Below are 20,575 nucleotides of genomic sequence, written 5' to 3' on the forward strand. Positions count from 1 at the left end.
CATGAGCGAGACCCTTTCGGCCGCGCCCCCTCCTGCTCCGCCCAAGCGCTCGAGCACGGCGCTGGCCTTCGACGTCCTGATCTGGGGCGGCGTGGCCATGCTGCTGATCGTCAGCTTCAAGCCGGCCGAGATCGACAAGTTCCCGCAGCTGTTCTCGGAAGCCGGGCGGATGCGGGAGTTCGCGGAAGGCTTCTTCTCGCCGTTCACCGATCCCAAGGCGTTCATGGCCGCCGACTGGGGGCTCTATGTCGGCAAGATGTGGCAGACCATCCAGATGGCGCTGTGGGGCACGTTCCTGGCCATCATCGTCGCCATCCCGCTGGGCCTGCTGGGCGCGCGCAACATCACGCCGGTCTGGGTGCAGCAGCCGGTGCGCCGGGTGCTGGACCTGATCCGCTCGATCCCCGACCTGGTCGTGGCGCTGATCTTCATCACCGCCGTCGGCCTGGGCCCCTTCGCCGGGGTCATGGCCTTGACGTTCAACACCGGCGGCGTGCTGGCCAAGCTGTTCGCCGAGGCCGTCGAGTCGATCGACAAGGGGCCGGTCGAGGGCGTGCGCGCCACGGGCGCCGGCAAGCTGCAGGAAGTCGTCTGGGGCGTGATCCCGCAGGTGGCCCCGCTGTGGACCAGCTACGCCCTCTACCGCTTCGAATCGTCCAGCCGCTCGGCGACCGTCCTGGGTCTGATCGGGGCCGGCGGCGTCGGCCAGGTGCTGCTCGATTCCGTCAACGCGTTCCAATACGACCAGACCGGCTGCATCGTGCTGGTCATCGTGGTCGCCGTGTCGCTGATCGACCTGCTGTCGCAGATCATCCGTACGCGCCTGCTCTAGCTCGGAAAGGCTTTCCGAACGTCGCCGCCTCCCTCGCCCCGCGGGGGAGGCGGTTTACGTTTTTCCACCCGAGGCCGTCGGTGAACGGATATTTCGGGGCGCGCCGGAGCTTAGCCTTGTTGCCCGCGCGCAACAGCTTAACACCTTGAAAACACTTGTCGTCCGGCTGTCACAAATCGGTGGCGGAACCGTCACGCACCCCCGGTAAGCCGCGATCATCCTGATCCCGCTCACGACGGGCGAGAGAGGCAGGGGCACCTTCAAGGGGATATCTCAATGAGCAGCAAGACCTCGCTGGTCGCCGGTTCGGCGCTGGGCGTCGCGCTCGCCCTCGGCCTGGGCGTCGCGGCCCAAGCCCAGGACATGAGCTACAAGTGGAGCGGCGCTCCGCAGTTCAGCAATGACGACGTGTCGTTCAAGTTCCGTGGCCGGATCCTGGTGGACTACGTCAATCAGGACGTCAGCCGCGATGGCCCCGGCGGCGACTTCAAGACCAGCAACTGGCGCGGTCGCCAGGTGTTCCTGGGCGTCGAGGGCAAGCTGAACAACTACTTCGCCTACAAGGCCGAAGGCGGCTGGGTGAACGGCGGCGCGGCCTCATGGGACGACGTGGTCATCGAGTACAAGCCGAACGAACAAGTCTCGCTGCTGTTCGGGAACATCAAGGCCGCCGGCCTGGAAAACCTGACCTCGACCCGCTTCATCACCTTCATGGACCGTGGTCCGTACGGTGACTTCGGCGTCGACAGCTATCTGGTCAGCGCCGTGGCCAAGTACCAGGGCTTCAACTACTCGGCGACCTTCGCCGTGCAGGGCAACAGCATCAACACCGCCGACGTCGCCAACGCCGGCGCCGACTCCAAGGAGCGCTTCGGCCTGACGGCGCGCGGTCACTGGGCGCCGGTCAACACCGACGCCAACAAGCTCCACCTGGGTCTGTCGTACCGCTACCGCAACCGCGGCGACGAAAGCGCCTTCGCCTATACCGGCCGCACGACGACCGCCTACACGAACGGCACGACGTTCTACACCACGGGGGGCATCGGCAACCGCGACAAGACCCTGGCCGCCGAGGCCATGTTCATCCACGGCCCGCTGTCGGTCCAAGGCGAATATTCGAACATCGACGTGACCCGTCTGGGCGGTCCCGCCGTCGGCAAGGACCCGAAGATTAAGGTCGGCTACGCCTTCGTCAGCTTCTGGCCGACGGGCGAGACGCGCAACTACGACCCGGCCGCCGGTGAAGTGAAGCGTCCGAAGATCCTGAACCCGGTCACGGCCGGCGGCATGGGCGGCGTCGAACTGGCCCTGCGCTACGACTACGCCGACCTGGGCGACGCCTACGACACGCTGAACGTCAAGCCGGCGACCTCGCAGGCCGGCAAGTACACCGGCTGGACCCTGGGCCTGAACTACTACCCGACCTCGTATGTCCGCTTCCAGGCCAACTACACGGACGGCAAGTCCGACAACATCGGCCTGAACCAGGACTACGACGTCAAGCAGTTCCAGCTGCGCGCCCAGCTGGACTTCTAAGAGACGCCGCGCTTTCCGGGCGGGCCCAGAGCGGTCCGCCCGATCCCCCAACGCTTCATCCCTAGGATCTCACCATGAAGAAGCTCCTGTCCTGCGCGGCCGCCGCCGTCGCCCTCTCGGGCCTGGCCGCCGCCCCCGCCCATGCCGCCCGCGACTACGTCTGGGCCGCTGGCTCCTCGACCGTGTTCCCGTTCGCCACCCGCACCGCCGAGAACTTCGCCAAGAAGTCGGGCAAGAAGGCTCCGAAGGTCGAAAGCCTCGGCACCGGCGGCGGCATCAAGCTGTTCTGCTCGGGCACGGGCGAAGGCTTCCCCGACATCGCCAACGCCTCGCGTCCGATGAAGAAGGCCGAGTTCGACGCCTGCGCCGCCAAGGGCGTCAAGGACATCATCCAGATCAAGATCGGCTTCGACGGCATCGTCATCGCCACCGACAAGGACGGCGCCGACTACAACTTCAAGACCGAGAACCTCTACATGGGTCTCTCGAAGACGGTCCTGAAGGGCGGCCAGTTCATCGCCAACCCGAACAAGACCTGGGACGACGTGGCCGGCGGCCTGCCCGGCAACCGCATCCAGGTCTACGGCCCGCCGCCGACCTCGGGCACCCGCGACGCCTTCGTGGAACTGGCCATCGAGGCCGGGGCCCGCAAGTATCCGACCCTGGACGCCATCCGCTCGGACAACGAGAAGAAGTTCAAGGGCCTGGTCGACCCGCTGCGCAACGACGGCTGGATCGACGCCGGCGAGAACGACAACGCCATCGTCGGCACCCTGACCAAGACCCCGGGCTCGGTCGGCGTCTTCGGCTGGTCGTACCTCGAAGAGAACATGGACAAGATCAAGGGCGCCTCGGTCAACGGCGTGAAGCCCTCGGCCCAGACGATCTCGGACGGCAGCTATCCGCTGTCGCGCACCCTCTTCATCTACGTGAAGAAGGCCAATATCGGCGTCACGCCGGGCCTGGAAGAGTTCCTGAAGGAGTTCACCTCCGACGCCGCCACCGGTCGCGGCGGCTACCTGCAGGGCCGCGGCCTGATCCCGCTGCCCCCCGGCCAGCACGACGCCCAGAAGGGCGTGGTCAACGGCAAGACCACGATGGGCCGTCCGGCCGCCTAATAGGGCGTCGGAAAGGTCTCAAAACGTGACGAGCGCCGCGGTCCTATGGGCCGCGGCGTTTTTCTTTGTATAGTGAACCCGCCGGGCCGCTCCCCAAGCCCCGCCGCAGTCGCCGTCCGGCGACGCGTCCCCGACCCTGAAGGGCCATGATTCTCGTCGCGCTCGCCGTCGTCTTCCTCCTCGTTCTGCTGAACGGGGTCTTCTCCATGTCCGAACTGGCCGTCGTCTCGGCCCGCAAGGCTCGTCTGCAAGGCTTCGCCGAGCGGGGCGACAAGGGGGCGAAGCTGGCCCTCGACATGGCCGAGCACCCGACCCGTTTCCTGTCCGCCGTCCAGGTCGGCATCACCCTGATCGGCATCTTCGCCGGCGCCTACGGCCAGGCGACTATCGCCTCGGCCCTGGATCATTGGCTGGAGGGCTTCCCGCCGATCGCCAAATATTCCGAGATCATCGCCACCGCCGTCGTCGTCGTCGGCCTGACCTATGTCTCGGTGATCCTCGGCGAACTGGTGCCTAAGCGCCTGGCCCTGATGTTCCCGGACGTCATCGCCCGCCGCATGGCGCCGTTCCTGGCCGTGGTGGCCACGGTGCTGCGCCCGTTCGTGACCCTGCTGACCGTCTCGACCGCCGCCGTGCTGAAGCTGATGGGCGTGCGTGACGAGCGCAACAGTGGCATCACCTCCGAGGAGGTCGAGACCGTCCTGGCCGAAGGCGCCGACGCGGGCCTGATCGAGCCCGAGGAGCGGGCGATGATCAATGAGGTCCTGCGCCTGGGCGATCGCCCGGTCCGTGTGGCCATGACCCCGCGTCGCGACCTCTTCTGGGTGTCGCTGGCCGACAGCCCCGAGACCGTGCTCAAGGAAATCCGCGCCAGCGCCCACTCGCGCATCCTGGTCGCCACCGAGGATGATTTGGACGGCGACATCGGCGTGGTCCTCAAGAAGGACCTGCTGGACGCCTGCCTGAGCAGCGAGCCCCTGGACCTCAAGGCCCACGTGCAGCAGCCCGTGGCCATTCCTGAGACCATGTCGCTGCTCAAGGCCCTGGCGGTCTTCAAGCAGACCAGCCTGCACATGGCTCTGGTCGTCGACGAGTTCGGCTCGCTGCAGGGCGCGATCACGCCTCTGGACCTGCTGGAGATGATCGCCGGCGACTTCCCGGAAGACCACGACGACGACGAGAAGCGCATCATTCGTCGCGACGACGGCACCTGGCTGATCGACGCCCGCCTCGACATCCAGGAGCTGAACGATCACCTGGGTGAGAACTTCGAGGCCGACGGCGGCTACCACACGGTGGCCGGCCTGATCCTGGACCGCCTGGGCCGCATCCCCGAGGAAGGCGAACACGTCACCATCGGCGCCTTCGACCTGGAAATCGTCGACATGGACAGCTCGCGGATCGACAAGGTCATCCTCAAGCCCTGCAAGCGGAAGAAGGGCGAGGCGGAGGGGTAGGCTAGATCAACTCGCCCCGTGTAAGACTCTTGATGCCTAGGGTCGAAGTGATGAGCGAGGTCGTCATGACGAACCGGTCTCGGGCTCTCAGTTTTCGTTGAGGGTAGTCGACAAGTCGAAGGCGGGGCGGCGGATCGGCGGGGTTCATGGCCAGGACAAAGCCGCCCTTCGGGCCGTCGTGGTCCCCGATATGCGTGTCGACCAAGGTCAAGGCGTCGAGCTTGTTCTTGATCGAGGGGGCTTCGAAGCTGTTGATCGTGAGGTCGTGGGCGAAGGTGTTTCGCACGTCACGGATGAGATGCAGGTCACGATAGGCTTCGGCGGATATGAGACCCATGAGATGGGCCATGTCGATTTTCGCGCTGAATGAACCTAGCGCGCCGCCAAAAGCGAATACGCGCTTGAGCGCCTTGCCGGAGGGACGCAGCCGTTGCCTGAGGGCGACTTCGAGGCGCACATCCACGATCGACCCACCAATGATGGCGACGGCGCGATCGGTCGCTGTCGTCAGGTCCGAGAACGCTTCCTTCTCGGCGTCTTGATCATACGTCCACACACCCTCGGGCGTGACCGCGAAGTGAGTTTCGACTCCGGCCTCGGTCATATGCGCCCTCTCTCAAATGGAGAGCTTTCCTTAGAACTCGACCGTAAAGGGAATGAGGTTAAGCGTGGTTATTCGCTGAGTTAGGCCGCCGCCTTCTTTCGCAGGCGCGCCAGTCGCCGCAGCCGCCGCCAGAAGCGGGTCTTTTCCGGTTCGGGGTAGGGCTGCAGGTTGCGGAAGAACTCCTCGGCGCAGGCGCGCCACGAGAACTTCTCGGCGAACTTGCGGACCACGACGCGATCGAGGTCCAGGCAGGCCAGGCAGGCTTCCTTGAGGCCATCGGTCTGGCCGGGGGCCAGGACGCCGGCGTTGGAGCCGGGAATGATGTCGACGGGGCCGGGCGCCGAGAAGGCCGCCACCGGCACGCCGGCGGCCATGGCCTCCAGGATCACCAGGCCGAAGGTGTCGGTCAGGGACGGGAAGCAGAAGACGTCCGCCGCGCCGAAGTAGCGGCCCAGCTCGTCGCCGAACTTGGCGCCCAGGAACTTCACCTCGGGATATTTCTCGGCCAGCTCCTCGCGCTGGGGCCCGTCGCCGATGACGACCTTGGTGCCCGGCAGATCCAGGCTGGCGAAGGCCTCGATGTTCTTCTCGACGGCCACGCGGCCGACATTGAGGAAGATCGGGCGGGCCAGGCCTTCGAACGGGTCGGGCGCGCCCTCTTCGCGCGGCTTGAAGATGTCGGTGTCGACGCCCCGCGACCACGGCGAGAGGTTGCGGAAGCCGTGCTTGGCCAGCTCGTCGCGCATGGTCGGCGTGGCCACCATCAGGCGGCCCGACGGCTTGTGGAACCAGCGCATGTAGGTGTAGCCGGCCGCCAGCGGCAGCGGCAGGCGGGCCGAGACATATTCGGGGAACTTGGTGTGGTAGCTGGTCGTGAACGGCAGCTTCCATTCCAGGCAGATCCGGCGGGCGGCCAGGCCGATCGGGCCCTCGGTCGCGATGTGGATCGCCTCGGGCTCGAACAGCTTGAAGCGTTCCTGCACCGGCTCGTAGGCGCCAATGGCCAGCTTGATCTCGGGGTAGGTCGGCAGCGGGAAGGTCGGGAACTGGTCGGGGCTGACGACATCGACCTCGTGGCCCATGGCGCGCAGTTCCTCGACCACCCGGCTTAGGGTGCGGACCACCCCGTTGACCTGAGGTTCCCACGCATCGGTAGCAAGCAGAATTCGCATCAGGCGGCGGCCGGCTCCGGCAGAGGCTCGTCGGCGGAGTCGCTGGCCGGAAGGGCGACCGAACGGGCGCGGTCGATCACCGACCACGAACGCAGCTTGGCCCACTCCAGAATCTCGAGGCGACCATCGGCGTGCTCGGCCAGGGCCGTGCAGCTTTCGACCCAGTCGCCGTCGTTGATGTAGCGGATGCCGTCGATGTCGCGCATCTCGGCCTTGTGGATGTGACCACAGATCACGCCGTCCACCCCCCGACGTCGAGCTTCGTCGGCCACGGCGGCCTCGAAGTTCTCGATGAACTGCAACGCGTTCTTCACCTTGACCTTCAGATAGGCCGAGAGACTCCAATAGCCGAACCCCAGGCGACGCCGAAGGCGATTCACCAGAGTGTTCAGCATGAGGATGGTTCTATAGGACCAATCCCCGAGGAAGGCGAGCCACTTGGCGTGCTGGACGATGCCGTCGAACTCGTCGCCGTGGACGACCAGGTAGCGCTTGCCGTCGGCCGCCTCGTGGATGACGTCGCGGGCCACGATCACCCCGCCGAAGTGGACGCCGCAGAAGTCGCGGATCCGGTCGTCGTGGTTGCCGGGGACATAGATCACCTCGGTGCCCTTGCGGGCCATGCGCAGGATCTTCTGCACCACGTCGTTGTGGGCCTGGGGCCAGAACCAGCCGCTGCGCAGCTTCCAGCCGTCGATGATGTCGCCGACCAGGTAGAGCTTGTCGCACTCGACATGGCGGATGAAGTCCAGCAGCAGCTCTGCCTGGCACCCTCGCGTGCCCAGGTGCAGGTCGCTGATGAAGATGGAGCGGTAGCGGCGGACGGCGACGTCGGCGCTCATGGTCGAACCCCCGTTTTACGCCGCGAGATCGCTCCGTCCCCGGATCGGCGCGATGGCGGCCAACGGCTGGCGATTAAGCTGATTGCATGTCGCTTTAATGAAACGGCTGTGCGGTGGGGATGCCGTTGTCGCGGCGTTGTCGGGGTGGAGCTTCCGTTACGTCAGCCTGCTAAATGCGCAATTTCGGCGGTTTCGTCAAAAAACTGGACGCATAAGCAACCCCTTTTGCCGCTTGGGGTTGGGCTAGCTGTTGCGGTGCAACATCCATAGCACTAGATCACCGCGCATGGACGCCGCCCGCCTCGCCAAGGACACCCCGAAGTCGCAGAAGACCCGTGCGCGGATTCTGGACCAGGCCATGCGTCTGATCGCCGAGATCGGCTATCACGCGGCCACCAACCCGGCGATCGCCGACGCTGCCGGCCTGACGCGCGGGGCGATGCTGTACCACTTCCCCACCCGCGAAGCCCTGGTCGAGGCCGCCGTGGCCCACATCCAGGCCGAGCGCTCGACCCTGTTCCGCGCCGCCGCCGACAGCCTGCCGCCGGGCGCCGACGTCACCGAGCACGCGATCGACAGCTACTGGGACCTGCTGCAGTCGACGCCGTTCCAGGCCTTCGCCGAGCTGGAGGCCGCCGGCCGCACCGACCCGGCCATCCACGCCCTGCTGGCCCCGGCCCAGGCCGAGTTCGACCGCGCCCAGGCCGGCGACCACTTCCTGAAGATCCTGCACGCCGGCGCGGGCCCCCGCTTCCAGGCCAGCCGCGACCTCGCCCGTTTCATGCTGGAAGGCCTGGCCCGCTCGACCCTGACCTACGACAAGGACGGCCGCAAGGAGCGCCTGCTGGCCGTCATCAAGCGCGCCACCCACATGCTGAACCGCAAGGGCGACATCCAGGACCTCTGGCCGGAATAGGCTAGCTGGAGAGCTTGCGGCCCAGCACGTCGCGGATCTTCCGGGCGTCGTCCTCGGGAAGCTGGCCCAGCATGCCGTGAACCTGCTCCGGCAGGTGCGCCGTGGCCGCGTCCGGATCACCGAACACATAGTGGTCGAAGATGCTCTTCCAGGCGGCCCGCTGGTGGGCGGGCAGGGCGCGCAGGGCCATGACCGCGTGCAGGAAGGCGTCCATGGCCTGGCCGCGCCCAGCCGGCTCGCTGGCCCACCAGTAGTTGGTCAAGAGGTTCACCGGCTCCAGCGAACGCACGTGGTGCCACCACAGATACGGGATGTAGAGGGCGTCGCCGGGCGCCAGCTCGACGGCCTGGGCCACCGCCAGCGCCTGGGCGAAGCGCGGGTGCTTCTCCAGGTCGGGATCGTCGAACGAGACCAGGCTGATCGGCGGGCCGCCGGGGGTCTTCTCGAAAGGGCCGATATAGAGGTCGGCGACCGCTTGCGGCGGGAACAGGGTGAAGCGGCGGCGGCCGGCGACCACGCAGGCCAGGTTCTCGTACGGGTCCTGGTGCGCGGCGACGATCACCCGGCTGCCCAGCCACAGCAGCGGCTCGATCTCGGGCGCCAGCAGCGGCGAGGCGTTCTCGGCGCTGAAGCCGGGCAGATGCGTGTCGGCCGGGATCGACTGGGCGGCCAGGGTCGCCGGTCGGTCGGCCTCGCGATTGGCCAGCAGGAAGTCGAAGCTCTTCGAAAGCCGCGCGCGGCCGCCCTGGAAATTGAAGCCCGAGAGGTCGTCGTTGTAGAAGAACCGGCCGCCGGCCTCGGGCGGGGCGATCAGGGTCCCGACGGGCTCCTGGCGGTCGAAGCGCGAGAGATAGGCGAACAGGGCGTCGTCGCCCTGGCGCGCGGCCGCGACGGCGGGCCAGTGCGCGACCAGGCCCCGGAACACTACCGGTTGGGCGGCGGGCACGATCTCGTCGTGGAAGCGGTCGGCGTCGACCGCGGTCATCTCGACAATGGGCGTCGCGGTCATGGGGGCGCGTCACGGGTCCGATACGAGATCAGACCCATAGGGCCTTCCCGTCGGGCCGCCTAGGCCTTGAGCGCCCTGGGCAACACCTCGGCGAAGTAGTCCAGCTCAGCCGGACTGGCGGTGCCGACGCGGATCCAGGTCGGATGGGCGGGGCTGTCGAACACTCGCACCTCGACGCCCAGGCTCGCCAGGGTCTTCTGGAAGGCCAGGTTGGGCTTGCCGCAGTCGACGAAGACATAGGTGCCGTACGAGGGAATGTACTTCAGGCCGTTGGCCTCGCAGATCGCGTAGATCTTCTTGCGGCAGCCTTCCAGATAGGCCTTGGCGCCGGCCAGATAGGCCGGGTCGCCGTAGCAGGCGGCGGCCGCCGCCAGGCCCGGCCTGCCCTTGTGGGTTGGGATCATGCTCTTCAGCGTCCTCACCCGGTCGGGACGAGCGGCGATGAAGCCGACCCGAAGGCCGGCCATGCCGTAGACCTTGGAGAAGGTGCGGGCGACGATCACGTCGTGGCCGGCGCGAACCAGGTCCATCATCGAGTTGCGCGCGGGATCGGGGCTGATCTCGATATAGGCCTCGTCGACGATCACCGGCCGGGTCTTGGCGACCTCGACACAGAAGGCGCGCAAGGCGTCGGCGTCCAGCAGCAGGCCCGTCGGATTGTTGGGGTTGCAGACATAGACGGCGCCGGCGTTCGTCGCCTTGGCGCGCTCGACCAGGCCCGGCAGATCGATCTGCTGGTCGGTCGCCAGCGGGACCCATTCCAATTTGGCGCCCTGGCGTTCGGCATAGAGCAGGGGCGTGGCGTAGCTGGGCTGGGCCGAGACGACCGGACCGGTCTTGGCGAACGCCGTCGACAGCAGCGACAGCGCCTCCAGCGAGCCGTTGCACAGGCCGACCTGTTCGGGCTTGAGGCCATCGTGCTGGGCGATCAGCCTGACCAGCGGCGGCTCCAGCTCCCAGCCGTAATAGGGCGCTTCCTCCAACGCCTTGGCGGCGGCCTTGCGGGCGGCGGGGGCGGGGCCGAACGGATTCTCGGTGACGCCCAGATGGGCGCGGATCGCCGGCGGGGCGGTCGGGTCGACGGAGGTCTCGGCCGCCAGGGCTAGGCTTGGCGCGAGCGCCGCGCCGCCGATCAGAAGTCCACGCCGCGTCGCGTCCATCTCACTCTCCACTGAAGCGGGGTCTAGTTGAACGCGGTCGATGACAGCTTCAAGACGCCGCTCAGGTGGGACAGATCGGAAGCGCCGTCGTGAACTTGATCTGCTCCATCGCGAAGCTGGACGACACGTCGGTGAGCGGCGCGGTGGCGATCAGCCGCTTGTAGAAGCGGTCATAGGCGGCGATGTCGCGGACCACGACCTTCAGCAGGTAATCGACGTCGCCGCTCATCCGGTAGAACTCGATGACCTCGGGCAGCGCCTTGGCGCCGGCCGCGAAGGTGGTCAGCCAGTCCTCGTCGTGGCGGCCGGTCTTCACGGCCACGAAGACGGTCAGGCCCAGGTCCAGGGCTTCGCGGTCCAGCAGGGCGACGCGGGCGGTGATGACACCGGCGTCCTGCAGGCGCTTCACGCGCTTCCAGCACGGGGTCTGGGTCAGGCCGACGCGCTCGGCGATGTCGGCGATCGCGACAGTGGCGTCTTCTTGGAGAATTGCCAGTATGCGCCTATCGACTTGATCGAGATCAATCATCTCCGGATCCCCAGGTTCGGAAGAATGGAATTCTCTCTACGCCGCGATCGGCGTGCAATCCAGTAATGCCTTTCTTCGAATCGTCGCCATCCTAGGGAGCCTCGGCAAACAGCGAGGCTCCATGGACCTGTCGTTCACCCGTCACCCGCAGTCCGTCGGCGAGAGCTATGGCGAGCACATGGGCGTGGCCTGGAGCTTCGGCTTCACCCTGATCGGCGCAGGCCTGGCGTGCCTGGTCCACGGCCTTCTGCCCTTCGCCTTCGAGCGCACCGGCAGCAAGACGGTCCGCCGTCTCAACGATCGTCTCTCTAGCCGCTGCGCCCAAGCCGACGCCCAATTGGCGGACGCCCATTTCGGCGAGACCGTGCGCGGATGACCGCCGCCGCGCTCAGGCTGAGCGCTGGCCGTCTCGGCCCCGGCCTGATGGCCGGCGTGCTGCTGGCGGTTCTGGCCAAGCTGCTGGCGACGAGCCTGCACGCCCCCGCGCCGCTGATCGCGGTCGTGCTGGGCATGATGCTGGGCGCGCTGGGTTTGCAGGCCCAGCTGGGCGCGGGTCTCGACGTCTTCGCCAAGCCCGGGCTTCGACTGGGGGTCGCCATGATGGGCGCCCAGATCAGCTGGGCCGAGTTCGCGGCCTTGGGCGGCCCGGCCATCCTGGCCAGCGGCGTCGTGGTGCTGGGCGGCCTGGCCATCGGCGCGGCCGCCGGCGTGGCCCTGGGGTTGCCGTTCGCCGAGGCCCTGATCGCGGCGGCCGCCTGCTCGATCTGCGGCGCCTCCGCCGCCCTGGCCGCCTCGCAGGCCGCGCCGGCCAGCCCCGCCAACCAGCGCACGACGGCGCTGGTCATCGTCGGGGTGAACCTGCTCTCGACCGTGGCCATGCTGGCCTATCCGCCCCTGGCCAACGCGTTGGGGCTGACCGCTCACCAGGCCGGGGTGTTCTTCGGCCTGTCGATCCACGACGTCGCCCAGGTGGCCGGCGCCGGCGCCTCCGTCTCTCCCGAAGTGGCCGGCACGGCGGCCCTGGCCAAGCTGGCCCGCATCGTCTGGCTGGGCCCGGCGGTGGTGCTGATCGGCCTGGTTCTGACGCGCGGCAAGGATGGCGGCGTCGTCTCGGGGCTTAAGGCGCCGCCGCTGTTCGTGCTGGGCTTCTTCGCCCTGGCCGCCGCGCGCGGCCTGAACCTGATCCCGCCCGCCCTGGTCTCCACCCTGATGGCCTGTTCCAGCTTCCTGCTGCTGGCGGGCGTTGGCGCGATCTCCGCGAAGCTGGGGCCCAAGGCGCTGCTGGAGGTCAAGCCGAAGCTGGCCGTGATGCTGGGAACGGTCACGGTGGCCGTCGCGGTCCTAGCTTATGCCCTGACGAGAATATTCTTCTAACCACAAGTGCTTGGCGTGAAACGAAACGCGCTTCATGGTCCCGTCCGAGAGTCGGAGGGACCCCGAAAGTGAGCTTCTGGACGCGCCGCAAGGCCATCGACACCATCACCGCGGGACACGCGGACAGCCACCAGCTGAAGAAGACCCTGAGCTGGCCCCATCTGGTGGCCCTGGGCGTCGGGGCCATCGTCGGCACCGGCATCTACACCCTGACCGGCGTCGGCGCGGGCCTGGCCGGGCCGGGCGTCATCCTGTCGTTCCTGATCGCCGGGGCGGTCTGCGCCTGCGCGGCCCTGTGCTACGCCGAGCTGTCGACCATGATGCCGGCGGCGGGCAGCGCCTATACCTACAGCTACGCGGCCATGGGCGAGCCCGTCGCCTGGTTCGTCGGCTGGAGCCTGATCCTGGAATACACCTTGGTCTGCGCGGCCGTCGCCGTCGGCTGGTCGGCCCACGCCCACGGCCTGTTCAAGGCCGCCGGCCTTCCTGACTTCCTGCTGGCCGGCCCCCACCAGGGCGGCGTCGTCAACCTGCCGGCCGTGATCATCTCGATGGCGGTGGCGGGCCTGCTGGCCCTGGGCACCCGCGAGAGCGCCACGGTCAACATGATCCTGGTGTTCGTGAAGATCACCGCCCTGGTGATCTTCGTGGCCCTGTGCCTGCCGGCCTTCGACGCCAGCCACTTCACGCCGTTCATGCCCAACGGCTTCTCGGCCCACGTGCCCGCCGGGGCCGGCGCGGACACCGCCAAGATCGGCGTCATGGCCGCCGCCAGCCTGATCTTCTTCGCCTTCTACGGCTTCGACGCCGTCTCGACCGCCGCCGAGGAGACCAAGAACCCCAAGCGCGACCTGACCATCGGCATCGTCGGCTCGATGGCCGCCTGCACGGCCATCTACATGATCGTCGCCGCCGCCTCGATCGGGGCCTCCCGCACCGAGGTGTTCTCCAAGAGCGAGGCGCCGCTGGTGTTCATCCTGGAGAGCCTCCAGCACGGCAAGATGGCGCAGCTGGTGGCCCTGGCCGCCGTCGTCGCCCTGCCGACCGTGATCCTGGCCTTCATGTACGGCCAGAGCCGGATCTTCTTCGTCATGGCCCGCGACGGCCTGCTGCCGCGCGCCCTGTCGCGGGTGAACGCCAAGACCGGCACGCCGGTGCTGATGACTCTGCTGACCGGCGTCCTGTCGGCGGTGCTGTCGGGTTTCCTGTCGCTGAAGGACATCGCCGAGCTGGCCAACGCCGGCACCCTGGCGGCCTTCATCGCCGTCGGCGCCTCGGTGATCGTGCTGCGCCGGCGCGAGCCGAACCGGCCGCGCGTGTTCTCGACGCCGGCCTGGCAGGTCGTGGCGCCGGCCGGCATCCTGGGCTGCCTCTATCTGTTCTACAGCCTGCCGGCCAAGACCCAGATCTACTTCCTGTTCGCCCACATCATCGGGGCGGCGGTCTACTTCGCCTACGGGGTCCGCAAGAGCGTGCTGGCCCAGGCGGAAAAGGCCTAGAGCCGGCCCTTCCATTCTCGGGGGCCATCGCTACAGTCGGCGTCAAAACAACTGTTTGACGCTCGGGAGAAGCGCATGGCCCTCGATCTGGAAACCCGCGAGCAACTGCTCGAGACGGTGGCGCGCTTCGTGGCCGAGCGCCTGCGTCCGATCGAGGCCAAGGTCGCCGAGGACGACGCCGTCCCCGCCGAGGTGATCGAGGAGATGAAGGGGCTGGGCCTCTTCGGCCTCTCCATTCCCGAGGAATTCGGCGGCCTGGGCCTCGACATGGAGGAAGAGGCGCTGGTGGCCATCGAGCTTGGCCGCGCCTCGCCGGCCTTCCGCTCGGTGTTCGGCACCAATGTCGGCATCGGCAGCCAGGGCCTGGTGATGTTCGGCAGCGACGCCCAGAAGGCGCGCTGGTTGCCGGGCATAGCGTCCGGCGAGACCATCACCTCCTTCGCCCTGACCGAGCCCGAGGCCGGTTCCGACAGCGCCGCGGTGCAGACCCGCGCGACCCTCGATGGCGACCACTACGTGCTGAACGGCGGCAAGCGCTTCATCACCAACGCCGGCAAGGCGTCGCTGTTCACGGTGATGGCCCGCACCAATCCCGACGTGAAGGGCGGGGGCGGGGTCTCGGCCTTCCTGGTGCCGCGGGACCTGCCGGGCCTCTCCGTGAGCAAGCCCGAGAAGAAGATGGGGCAGCAGGGCGCCCACATCCACGACGTCACCTTCGACAATGTCCGGGTGCCGGCCGAGAACCGCCTGGGCGAGGAGGGCGAGGGCTTCAAGGTCGCCATGCAGGTGCTGGACCGGGGGCGCCTGCACATCGCCGCCGTCTGCGTCGGCGTGGCCGAGCGGTTGATCGCCGATTGCGTGGCCTATGCCAGCGAGCGCAAGCAATTCGGCCAGCCGATCGCCAGCTTCCAGCTGATCCAGGCGATGATCGCCGACAGCAAGACCGAAGCCCTGGCGGCCCGGGCCCTCGTCCTGGAGACCGCCCGCAAGCGCGACGCGGGCGTCGGGGTCACCTTGGAGGCGGCGGCCTCGAAGCTGTTCGCCTCGGAGATGGTCGGCCGCGTGGCCGACCGGGCGGTGCAGGTGTTCGGCGGGGCCGGCTATGTCGCCGACTATGGAATTGAGCGCCTGTATCGCGACGTGCGGATCTTCCGGATCTACGAGGGCACCAGCCAGATCCAGCAGCTGGTCATCGCCCGCGAGACCCTGAAACGAGGCGGCTAAGTGGAATTGCGGATGCGGTCGGATGTCGCGCTTCGTCTCGACATCGAGCCGTGCGCGAATGTCGCATGGCGGGCGTTTTCCCCCGGTCCACGCAAAGGTTTTTCACGGCTGACGGGTCCTTGAAGGCGATCTGCGACCTCCGCGCGTGTGCGACACCTTGTCGCTCGCTGCGCGCGATTATTTAAGTCGCTATTAAGTATGCCGAACGAGCCTGCTCCCCGGATTTCGAAGACGGGGGTAGGGCCTTGAGCCAGGATCATGCGATCAGCGAACGCATCGCGTTCATGGGACTGGACGACAAGGCGCGCGGCGCCCTGCGAGAGCTTCAGCCCGTCATTCGCAAGACCATCGGCCAGGCCCTGGACGCCTTCTACGCCAAGGTCCGGACCACGCCCGAAACCCGCAAGTTCTTCACCGACGAAAAGCACATGCAGGCCGCCTCGGGCCGCCAGCAGTCGCACTGGGACGTGATCTCGCGGGGCGACTTCGACGACACCTACGTCAAGGCCGTCCGCACGATCGGCCAGACCCACGCCCGCATCGGCCTGGAGCCGCGCTGGTACATCGGCGGCTACGCGGTGGTCAGCGAGCACCTGATCCGCGCGGTGATCGAGGACCAGTGGCCCAAGGGCTTCATGACCAAGGGCGACGCGGGCAAGGCCGGCGATTCGCTGAGCGCCCTGATCAAGGCGGTCATGCTGGACATGGACTTCGCCATCTCGATCTACCTGGAGACCATCGAGGCCGAGCGCCAGCGCCTGGAGAGCGTGCGCTTGGCCAACGAGGCCAGCCAGAACGCCGTGGTCAAGGCGCTGGGCGACGCCCTCGACCGCCTGGCCCAGGGCGACCTGGTCGGTCGCCTCAACGCCGAGGTCACGCCGGAATTCCAGAAGCTGAAGGACGACTTCAACAACGCCGTCGGCATCCTCGAACTGGCCATGACCCGCGTCTCGGTGGCCTCCGACGGCATCCGCGCGGGCACCGACGAGATCAGCGTCGCCGCCGACGACCTGGCGCGCCGCACCGAACAGCAGGCCGCCAGCCTGGAAGAGACCGCCGCGGCGCTGGACGAGATCACCTCGACCGTCCGCCGCTCGGCGGCCGGCGCCAAGCAGGCCCAGGACGTCGTGGTCGGGGCCAAGGCCGAGGCCGAGCGCTCGGGCGTCGTCGTCGACCAGGCCGTGGCGGCCATGGGCGAGATCGAGACCAGCTCGCGCGAGATCGGCAACATCATCGGGGTGATCGACGAGATCGCCTTCCAGACCAACCTGCTGGCCCTGAACGCCGGCGTCGAGGCGGCGCGTGCCGGCGACGCCGGTCGCGGCTTCGCGGTGGTCGCGCAGGAAGTCCGCGCGTTGGCCCAGCGCTCGGCGGATGCGGCCAAGGAAATCAAGACGCTGATCACCGCCTCGACCAAGCAGGTCGAGGCCGGGGTCGGCCTCGTGGGCCAGACCGGCGACGCCCTGCGCGGCATCGTCGGCAAGGTGGCCGAGATCGACGAGCTGATCGTGCAGATCTCGTCCTCGGCCCAGGACCAGGCCCAAGGCCTGAACGAGGTGAACACGGCCGTCAATCAGATGGACCAGGTCACCCAGCAGAACGCCGCCATGGTGGAGCAGACGACGGCCGCGACCCATTCCCTCAAGGGTCAGGCCGCCGAACTGATCAAGCAGGTGACGACGTTCCGCGTCTCGGGGGCCGGCCAGGCCGGCGCGGGGAGCAAGCCCGAGCTCTCCCGCGCCGCGCCGCCGGCCGCGCGTCCCGCCCAACGTCCGACCGTTCGTCCGGGCGCCTCGGCGCCGATCGTTCGCGGCAATACAGCCGTGGCGATCAAGGACGAGTGGCAAGAATTCTGAAGTATAGGACGCGAGCGTGTCCAGCTGTCTTCAAACAGCAGAACGCCCCCGCCGACCGAGTCGGCGAGGGCGTTGTGTTCCCCCGGATAGGATGCAGCGCTTACGCGCCGCCCGGGAAGCGGAACGGAACTTTCACGGTGCCGGTCTTGGCGCCCATCGGCAGCTTTTCGGCGATGCACATGGCGGCCTTGTCGAAGCCCTTGCCCGCGGCGCTGTTGTCCACGACCTTGCAGTCCGACAGCTTGCCGTCGGCGGCGTTGCACTCGAGCATCACCTGGGCGGCGTCGCGGGTGTTCGCGAACTGCTGCAGGCAACGACCCATCTGATCTTCGAAACCGCCAGCGGCCGTAGCGGCCTGGGCGACGAAAAAGCTGCCGGCGATTCCAGCGGCAATAGCGATCGGATATTTCATCCCGCTGCTCCTAGTAAAAAAGTCTCGTCCAGTGGACGACGCGCCAACCGGACGCAGCGACAAATTCGCAGGTGCAAGTTAAGAGATTCTGAGTCTGGAAAGAATATTCGGGATTTACTTCCAGGTAACCCTACTCGAATTGTAACGAAACTATCTCAATCGAGCCCCGTCTTTATAGAATCAGCGCCTGGCCGCCTGCGACGAAACGACTTCCCAGGTACGATTTCTGCTTATTATGTCGAATTGGCTTTAACCAAGTCAGAGTCTGTTAGGACTCTATCGGGATTATCCCTCTTCAGTTTGGCGGTCCGTGGGCACGGCGCGCCGGTTGGAGGGGACCTCGCGATGAAACGGATTCGTCTCGTCGATTTGCCATTGATCATCAAGATCGGCTTCGCGCCGGCCTTCGCATTGCTGATGCTGGCCTTGATGGCAGGTGGCGCAATCGTCGTTCAGAAGAGCCAGTCGGCTGCTCTGAAACAGGTCGTTGAAAGCGACATGCGCCAGAACATGGAGATCCAGAAGATCTCCAAGCGCATCTCGAACATCAACGGCGAACTCTACACGGTGCTGACCCACAAGGCCGGCAACATCGACTTGGCCGGGAACGACGCCCGCATGTCGGCGATCCTGAAAGAGACCGACTCGGTGAAGAAGGACCTGGCCGCGCTCAAGGCCAAGCTGCCTGCCGCCGAACAGCCGAAGATCGCCGAGCTGATCAAGTCGCTCGACGAATGCCGCAGCGCCATCGACACGGTGAGCGGCATGATCGGCGTCGACTTCGGCATGGCCGTCGGCTTCATCGCGCCGTTCGAGGAACAGTACGCGAAGATGACCGGCCTGCTGGACCAGGTCGTCGCCGCCGCCAACAAGCGGATCGAGACCGAGACCACCAAGCGTCAGGCCGAAGCCACCGCCGCGATGAGCATCACCATCGTGCTGTCGCTGATCACGCTCGGCGCCGTCGCCGGCCTGGCCTGGTTCACGGTCATGACGACCCGCAAGTCGATCAACGACATCGCCGGCGCCACCGACAAGCTGTCGAAGGGCGACAACACCATCGACCTGGAGAAGATGACGCGCGGCGACGAGCTGGGCGCCATCGTCTCGGCCCTGAAGGTGTTCCGCGACAACCAGCTGCACCTGGATACGCTGCGCGCCGAGCAAGAGAAGACGGCCGCGCTCACGGCCGATGAACGCCGCGCCAAGGAGGCCGCCGCCGCCGCCGCCGCCCAGGAAGCCTCGACCGTCGTCGGCAACCTGGCCGAAGGCCTGGAGAAGCTGGCCTCGGGCGACCTGACCTTCCGCGTGACCGCCGACTTCCCCGGCGACTATCGCAAGCTGAAGGACGACTTCAACGCCGCCATGGGCTCGCTGCAGGAGACGATGAAGGTCATCGCCGCCTCGACGGACGGCCTGCGCACCGGCGCCGACGAAATCGCCCACGCCTCGGACGATCTGTCGCGCCGCACCGAACAACAGGCCGCCAGCCTGGAAGAGACCGCCGCCGCCCTGGACGAACTGACCGCCACCGTGCGCCGCACGGCCTCGGGCGCTCGCCAGGCCTCGGACGTGGTCTCGACGACGCGTGGCGAAGCGACGCATAGCGGCCAGGTCGTTCATCAGGCAGTGTCGGCCATGGGCGAGATCGAGAACTCGTCCAAGCAGATCAGCCAGATTATCGGCGTGATCGACGAGATCGCCTTCCAGACCAACCTCCTGGCCCTGAACGCCGGCGTCGAAGCCGCGCGGGCGGGTGAAGCGGGCCGCGGCTTCGCGGTCGTCGCCCAGGAAGTCCGTGCTCTGGCCCAACGCTCGGCCGAAGCGGCCAAGGAGATCAAGGCCCTGATCTCCAGCTCGACCCAGCAGGTCAGCCAAGGCGTCAGCCTGGTCGGCCAGACGGGCGAGGCGCTGCAACGGATCGTGGCGAAGGTCGGCGAGATCGACGCCCTGGTCACCGAGATCGCGGCCTCGGCCGCGGAGCAGGCGACTGGTCTGAACGAAGTGAACACCGCCGTGAACCAGATGGATCAGGTCACGCAGCAGAACGCCGCCATGGTCGAGGAATCGACCGCCGCGACGCACTCGCTGAAGGGCGAAACCGCCGAACTGGTCCGCCTCATGGCCCGCTTCCAAGTCGGGTCGGGTTCTTCGTCCTACAGCCGGCCGGCCGTCGCCGACCCGGTTCAACACGCCCCGGCGCGCAACCCGGTGGCCGAGCAGCAGGCTCGTCTGAACACCTTCGCCCGTCCGGGCCGGAGCAGTGGTTCGGCGGCCGTCGCCCAGGCCCCCGCGACGGAAGGTTGGGAGGAGTTCTAAATGGCCGCTGCGATCGCGCTGCCCGAAACCCTGGATCTGAAGGCCGCGGCCCCTCTCAAGGCCGCCCTTCTGGAACGTCGCGGCGCGGCGATCACGGTGGAAGCCGACCAGGTCCGTCGTCTTGGGGGTCTATGCCTGCAGGTTCTGCTGGCCGCCCGCAAGGCCTGGGACCTGGACGGCCAGCCCTTCTCCATCAAGGGGCCTTCCGAGGCCTTCGTCGAAACCACCCGTCTGTTCGGCGCCGAAAGGGCGCTCCTTTCGGCGGAATTCCAAGGAGCTGAATCGTGACGCGTACGATTCTCACGGTCGATGATTCCCGGACGATGCGCGACATGCTGCGCATGGCCCTCGCCGGAGCCGGCTTCAACGTGGTTGAGGCGGTCGATGGCGAGCATGGTCTCGAAGTCCTGTCGGCCCATCGCCCGGATGTGATCATCACCGACATCAACATGCCCAAGCTGGACGGCTTCGGCTTCATCGAGGCGGTGCGTGTCGACGACGACTATCGCGCCATCCCGATCCTGGTGCTGACCACGGAAAGCGACCCGGCCAAGAAGCAGCGGGCTCGTGAAGCCGGCGCCACGGGCTGGATCGTCAAGCCGTTCAACCCGGAAAAGCTGGTCGACGCCATTCGGCGCGTGGCCGCCTAAATCCGGGGCCTGATCCAGGCCAAGGACTTAGTACCCCGTTTTTGAGTACCCGTTGCTAGACGCGAA

Annotated in this window: 20 protein-coding genes; 13 read left to right on the forward strand and 7 right to left on the reverse strand. The window is 67.2% G+C overall.

Annotation, left to right across the window (positions count from 1 at the left end; all coding sequences use genetic code 11):
* The first annotated feature begins 1 nt into the window (after window position 1).
* From phnE to K8940_RS02140, 4 genes are all read left to right on the forward strand, one after another.
* The gene (gene phnE, locus K8940_RS02125) at window positions 2–832 is read left to right on the forward strand and encodes a phosphonate ABC transporter, permease protein PhnE (protein WP_223392905.1); all 831 of its coding nucleotides are present in this window, start codon (window positions 2–4) and stop codon (window positions 830–832) included.
* A 276-nt stretch (window positions 833–1,108) separates the two neighbouring features.
* Window positions 1,109–2,368, forward strand: a complete 1,260-nt coding sequence (locus tag K8940_RS02130) for an OprO/OprP family phosphate-selective porin (protein WP_223392906.1) — start codon at window positions 1,109–1,111, stop codon at window positions 2,366–2,368.
* 74 nt (window positions 2,369–2,442) lie between these two features.
* Window positions 2,443–3,486: a substrate-binding domain-containing protein gene (locus K8940_RS02135; protein ID WP_223392907.1), complete on the forward strand. Its 1,044-nt coding sequence runs from the start codon at window positions 2,443–2,445 to the stop codon at window positions 3,484–3,486.
* 146 nt (window positions 3,487–3,632) lie between these two features.
* Window positions 3,633–4,943 (forward strand): hemolysin family protein, encoded by a 1,311-nt coding sequence (locus tag K8940_RS02140; protein ID WP_223392908.1) that lies wholly within the window; start codon window positions 3,633–3,635, stop codon window positions 4,941–4,943.
* A gap of 1 nt (window position 4,944) precedes the next feature.
* On the opposite strand, the gene K8940_RS02145 is transcribed toward K8940_RS02140, so the two are convergent.
* The 3 genes from K8940_RS02145 to K8940_RS02155 all read right to left on the reverse strand — a co-directional run bounded on the left by K8940_RS02145 (window position 4,945) and on the right by K8940_RS02155 (window position 7,561).
* A complete protein-coding gene (locus K8940_RS02145; RefSeq protein ID WP_223392909.1) occupies window positions 4,945–5,547 on the reverse strand; it encodes a hypothetical protein in 603 nt (200 codons plus the stop codon).
* A gap of 80 nt (window positions 5,548–5,627) precedes the next feature.
* Window positions 5,628–6,719, reverse strand: a complete 1,092-nt coding sequence (locus K8940_RS02150) for a glycosyltransferase family 4 protein (protein ID WP_223392910.1) — start codon at window positions 6,717–6,719, stop codon at window positions 5,628–5,630.
* Window positions 6,719–7,561, reverse strand: coding sequence for a UDP-2,3-diacylglucosamine diphosphatase (locus K8940_RS02155; protein ID WP_223392911.1), 843 nt, complete (start codon window positions 7,559–7,561; stop codon window positions 6,719–6,721). Before K8940_RS02155 ends, K8940_RS02150 begins: the two co-directional genes overlap by 1 nt.
* A 286-nt stretch (window positions 7,562–7,847) precedes the next feature.
* Here K8940_RS02155 and K8940_RS02160 point away from each other — a divergent pair, with 286 nt between their 5' ends.
* On the forward strand, window positions 7,848–8,477 hold the full coding sequence (locus K8940_RS02160) for a TetR/AcrR family transcriptional regulator (protein WP_223392912.1): 630 nt from the start codon (window positions 7,848–7,850) through the stop codon (window positions 8,475–8,477).
* 1 nt (window position 8,478) lies between these two features.
* Here the strand turns inward: K8940_RS02160 and K8940_RS02165 are convergent, their stop codons facing one another.
* From K8940_RS02165 to K8940_RS02175, 3 genes are all read right to left on the reverse strand, one after another.
* On the reverse strand, window positions 8,479–9,486 hold the full coding sequence (locus K8940_RS02165; protein WP_223392913.1) for a cupin-like domain-containing protein: 1,008 nt from the start codon (window positions 9,484–9,486) through the stop codon (window positions 8,479–8,481).
* A gap of 59 nt (window positions 9,487–9,545) precedes the next feature.
* Window positions 9,546–10,646 carry a pyridoxal phosphate-dependent aminotransferase gene (locus K8940_RS02170; protein WP_223392914.1) on the reverse strand — a complete coding sequence of 367 codons (1,101 nt, stop codon included), beginning with the start codon at window positions 10,644–10,646 and terminating at the stop codon, window positions 9,546–9,548.
* A 61-nt stretch (window positions 10,647–10,707) separates the two neighbouring features.
* Entirely contained in the window at window positions 10,708–11,175 is a 468-nt protein-coding gene (locus K8940_RS02175; RefSeq protein ID WP_223392915.1) for an Lrp/AsnC family transcriptional regulator, read from the reverse strand.
* A gap of 121 nt (window positions 11,176–11,296) precedes the next feature.
* Between K8940_RS02175 and K8940_RS02180 the strand changes: the two genes are divergently transcribed.
* The 5 genes from K8940_RS02180 to K8940_RS02200 all read left to right on the forward strand — a co-directional run bounded on the left by K8940_RS02180 (window position 11,297) and on the right by K8940_RS02200 (window position 17,128).
* The gene (locus K8940_RS02180; RefSeq protein WP_223392916.1) at window positions 11,297–11,551 is read left to right on the forward strand and encodes a DUF6356 family protein; all 255 of its coding nucleotides are present in this window, start codon (window positions 11,297–11,299) and stop codon (window positions 11,549–11,551) included.
* A complete protein-coding gene (locus tag K8940_RS02185; protein WP_223392917.1) occupies window positions 11,548–12,549 on the forward strand; it encodes a putative sulfate exporter family transporter in 1,002 nt (333 codons plus the stop codon). Before K8940_RS02180 ends, K8940_RS02185 begins: the two co-directional genes overlap by 4 nt.
* Window positions 12,540–14,048, forward strand: coding sequence for an amino acid permease (locus tag K8940_RS02190; protein ID WP_223395739.1), 1,509 nt, complete (start codon window positions 12,540–12,542; stop codon window positions 14,046–14,048). Before K8940_RS02185 ends, K8940_RS02190 begins: the two co-directional genes overlap by 10 nt.
* A gap of 75 nt (window positions 14,049–14,123) precedes the next feature.
* On the forward strand, window positions 14,124–15,272 hold the full coding sequence (locus K8940_RS02195) for an acyl-CoA dehydrogenase family protein (protein WP_223392918.1): 1,149 nt from the start codon (window positions 14,124–14,126) through the stop codon (window positions 15,270–15,272).
* Between the two features lie 245 nt (window positions 15,273–15,517).
* Window positions 15,518–17,128 (forward strand): globin-coupled sensor protein, encoded by a 1,611-nt coding sequence (locus K8940_RS02200; protein WP_223392919.1) that lies wholly within the window; start codon window positions 15,518–15,520, stop codon window positions 17,126–17,128.
* Window positions 17,129–17,228: 100 nt separating this feature from the next.
* Here the strand turns inward: K8940_RS02200 and K8940_RS02205 are convergent, their stop codons facing one another.
* Window positions 17,229–17,540: a hypothetical protein gene (locus tag K8940_RS02205; RefSeq protein ID WP_013080820.1), complete on the reverse strand. Its 312-nt coding sequence runs from the start codon at window positions 17,538–17,540 to the stop codon at window positions 17,229–17,231.
* Between the two features lie 345 nt (window positions 17,541–17,885).
* On the opposite strand from K8940_RS02205, the gene K8940_RS02210 reads away from it, so the two are divergent.
* The 3 genes from K8940_RS02210 to K8940_RS02220 are packed head-to-tail and all read left to right on the forward strand — an operon-like array spanning window position 17,886 to window position 20,509.
* The gene (locus tag K8940_RS02210; protein ID WP_223392920.1) at window positions 17,886–19,859 is read left to right on the forward strand and encodes a methyl-accepting chemotaxis protein; all 1,974 of its coding nucleotides are present in this window, start codon (window positions 17,886–17,888) and stop codon (window positions 19,857–19,859) included.
* On the forward strand, window positions 19,860–20,147 hold the full coding sequence (locus tag K8940_RS02215; protein WP_223392921.1) for an STAS domain-containing protein: 288 nt from the start codon (window positions 19,860–19,862) through the stop codon (window positions 20,145–20,147). It begins immediately after the preceding gene.
* Window positions 20,144–20,509: a response regulator gene (locus K8940_RS02220; protein WP_062095129.1), complete on the forward strand. Its 366-nt coding sequence runs from the start codon at window positions 20,144–20,146 to the stop codon at window positions 20,507–20,509. Before K8940_RS02215 ends, K8940_RS02220 begins: the two co-directional genes overlap by 4 nt.
* Window positions 20,510–20,575 lie beyond the last annotated feature (66 nt).

The sequence above is a fragment of the Caulobacter segnis genome, from assembly GCF_019931575.1.
GTDB classification, from domain to species: domain Bacteria; phylum Pseudomonadota; class Alphaproteobacteria; order Caulobacterales; family Caulobacteraceae; genus Caulobacter; species Caulobacter segnis_C.

Coding starts and splice junctions, on each gene's coding strand:
- phnE (WP_223392905.1), top strand. CDS start 2: ATGAGCGAGACCCTTTCGGCCGCGCCCCCTCCTGCTCCGCCCAAGCGC.
- K8940_RS02130 (WP_223392906.1), top strand. CDS start 1,109: ATGAGCAGCAAGACCTCGCTGGTCGCCGGTTCGGCGCTGGGCGTCGCG.
- K8940_RS02135 (WP_223392907.1), top strand. CDS start 2,443: ATGAAGAAGCTCCTGTCCTGCGCGGCCGCCGCCGTCGCCCTCTCGGGC.
- K8940_RS02140 (WP_223392908.1), top strand. CDS start 3,633: ATGATTCTCGTCGCGCTCGCCGTCGTCTTCCTCCTCGTTCTGCTGAAC.
- K8940_RS02145 (WP_223392909.1), bottom strand. CDS start 5,547: ATGACCGAGGCCGGAGTCGAAACTCACTTCGCGGTCACGCCCGAGGGT.
- K8940_RS02150 (WP_223392910.1), bottom strand. CDS start 6,719: ATGCGAATTCTGCTTGCTACCGATGCGTGGGAACCTCAGGTCAACGGG.
- K8940_RS02155 (WP_223392911.1), bottom strand. CDS start 7,561: ATGAGCGCCGACGTCGCCGTCCGCCGCTACCGCTCCATCTTCATCAGC.
- K8940_RS02160 (WP_223392912.1), top strand. CDS start 7,848: ATGGACGCCGCCCGCCTCGCCAAGGACACCCCGAAGTCGCAGAAGACC.
- K8940_RS02165 (WP_223392913.1), bottom strand. CDS start 9,486: ATGACCGCGACGCCCATTGTCGAGATGACCGCGGTCGACGCCGACCGC.
- K8940_RS02170 (WP_223392914.1), bottom strand. CDS start 10,646: ATGGACGCGACGCGGCGTGGACTTCTGATCGGCGGCGCGGCGCTCGCG.
- K8940_RS02175 (WP_223392915.1), bottom strand. CDS start 11,175: ATGATTGATCTCGATCAAGTCGATAGGCGCATACTGGCAATTCTCCAA.
- K8940_RS02180 (WP_223392916.1), top strand. CDS start 11,297: ATGGACCTGTCGTTCACCCGTCACCCGCAGTCCGTCGGCGAGAGCTAT.
- K8940_RS02185 (WP_223392917.1), top strand. CDS start 11,548: ATGACCGCCGCCGCGCTCAGGCTGAGCGCTGGCCGTCTCGGCCCCGGC.
- K8940_RS02195 (WP_223392918.1), top strand. CDS start 14,124: ATGGCCCTCGATCTGGAAACCCGCGAGCAACTGCTCGAGACGGTGGCG.
- K8940_RS02205 (WP_013080820.1), bottom strand. CDS start 17,540: ATGAAATATCCGATCGCTATTGCCGCTGGAATCGCCGGCAGCTTTTTC.
- K8940_RS02210 (WP_223392920.1), top strand. CDS start 17,886: ATGAAACGGATTCGTCTCGTCGATTTGCCATTGATCATCAAGATCGGC.
- K8940_RS02215 (WP_223392921.1), top strand. CDS start 19,860: ATGGCCGCTGCGATCGCGCTGCCCGAAACCCTGGATCTGAAGGCCGCG.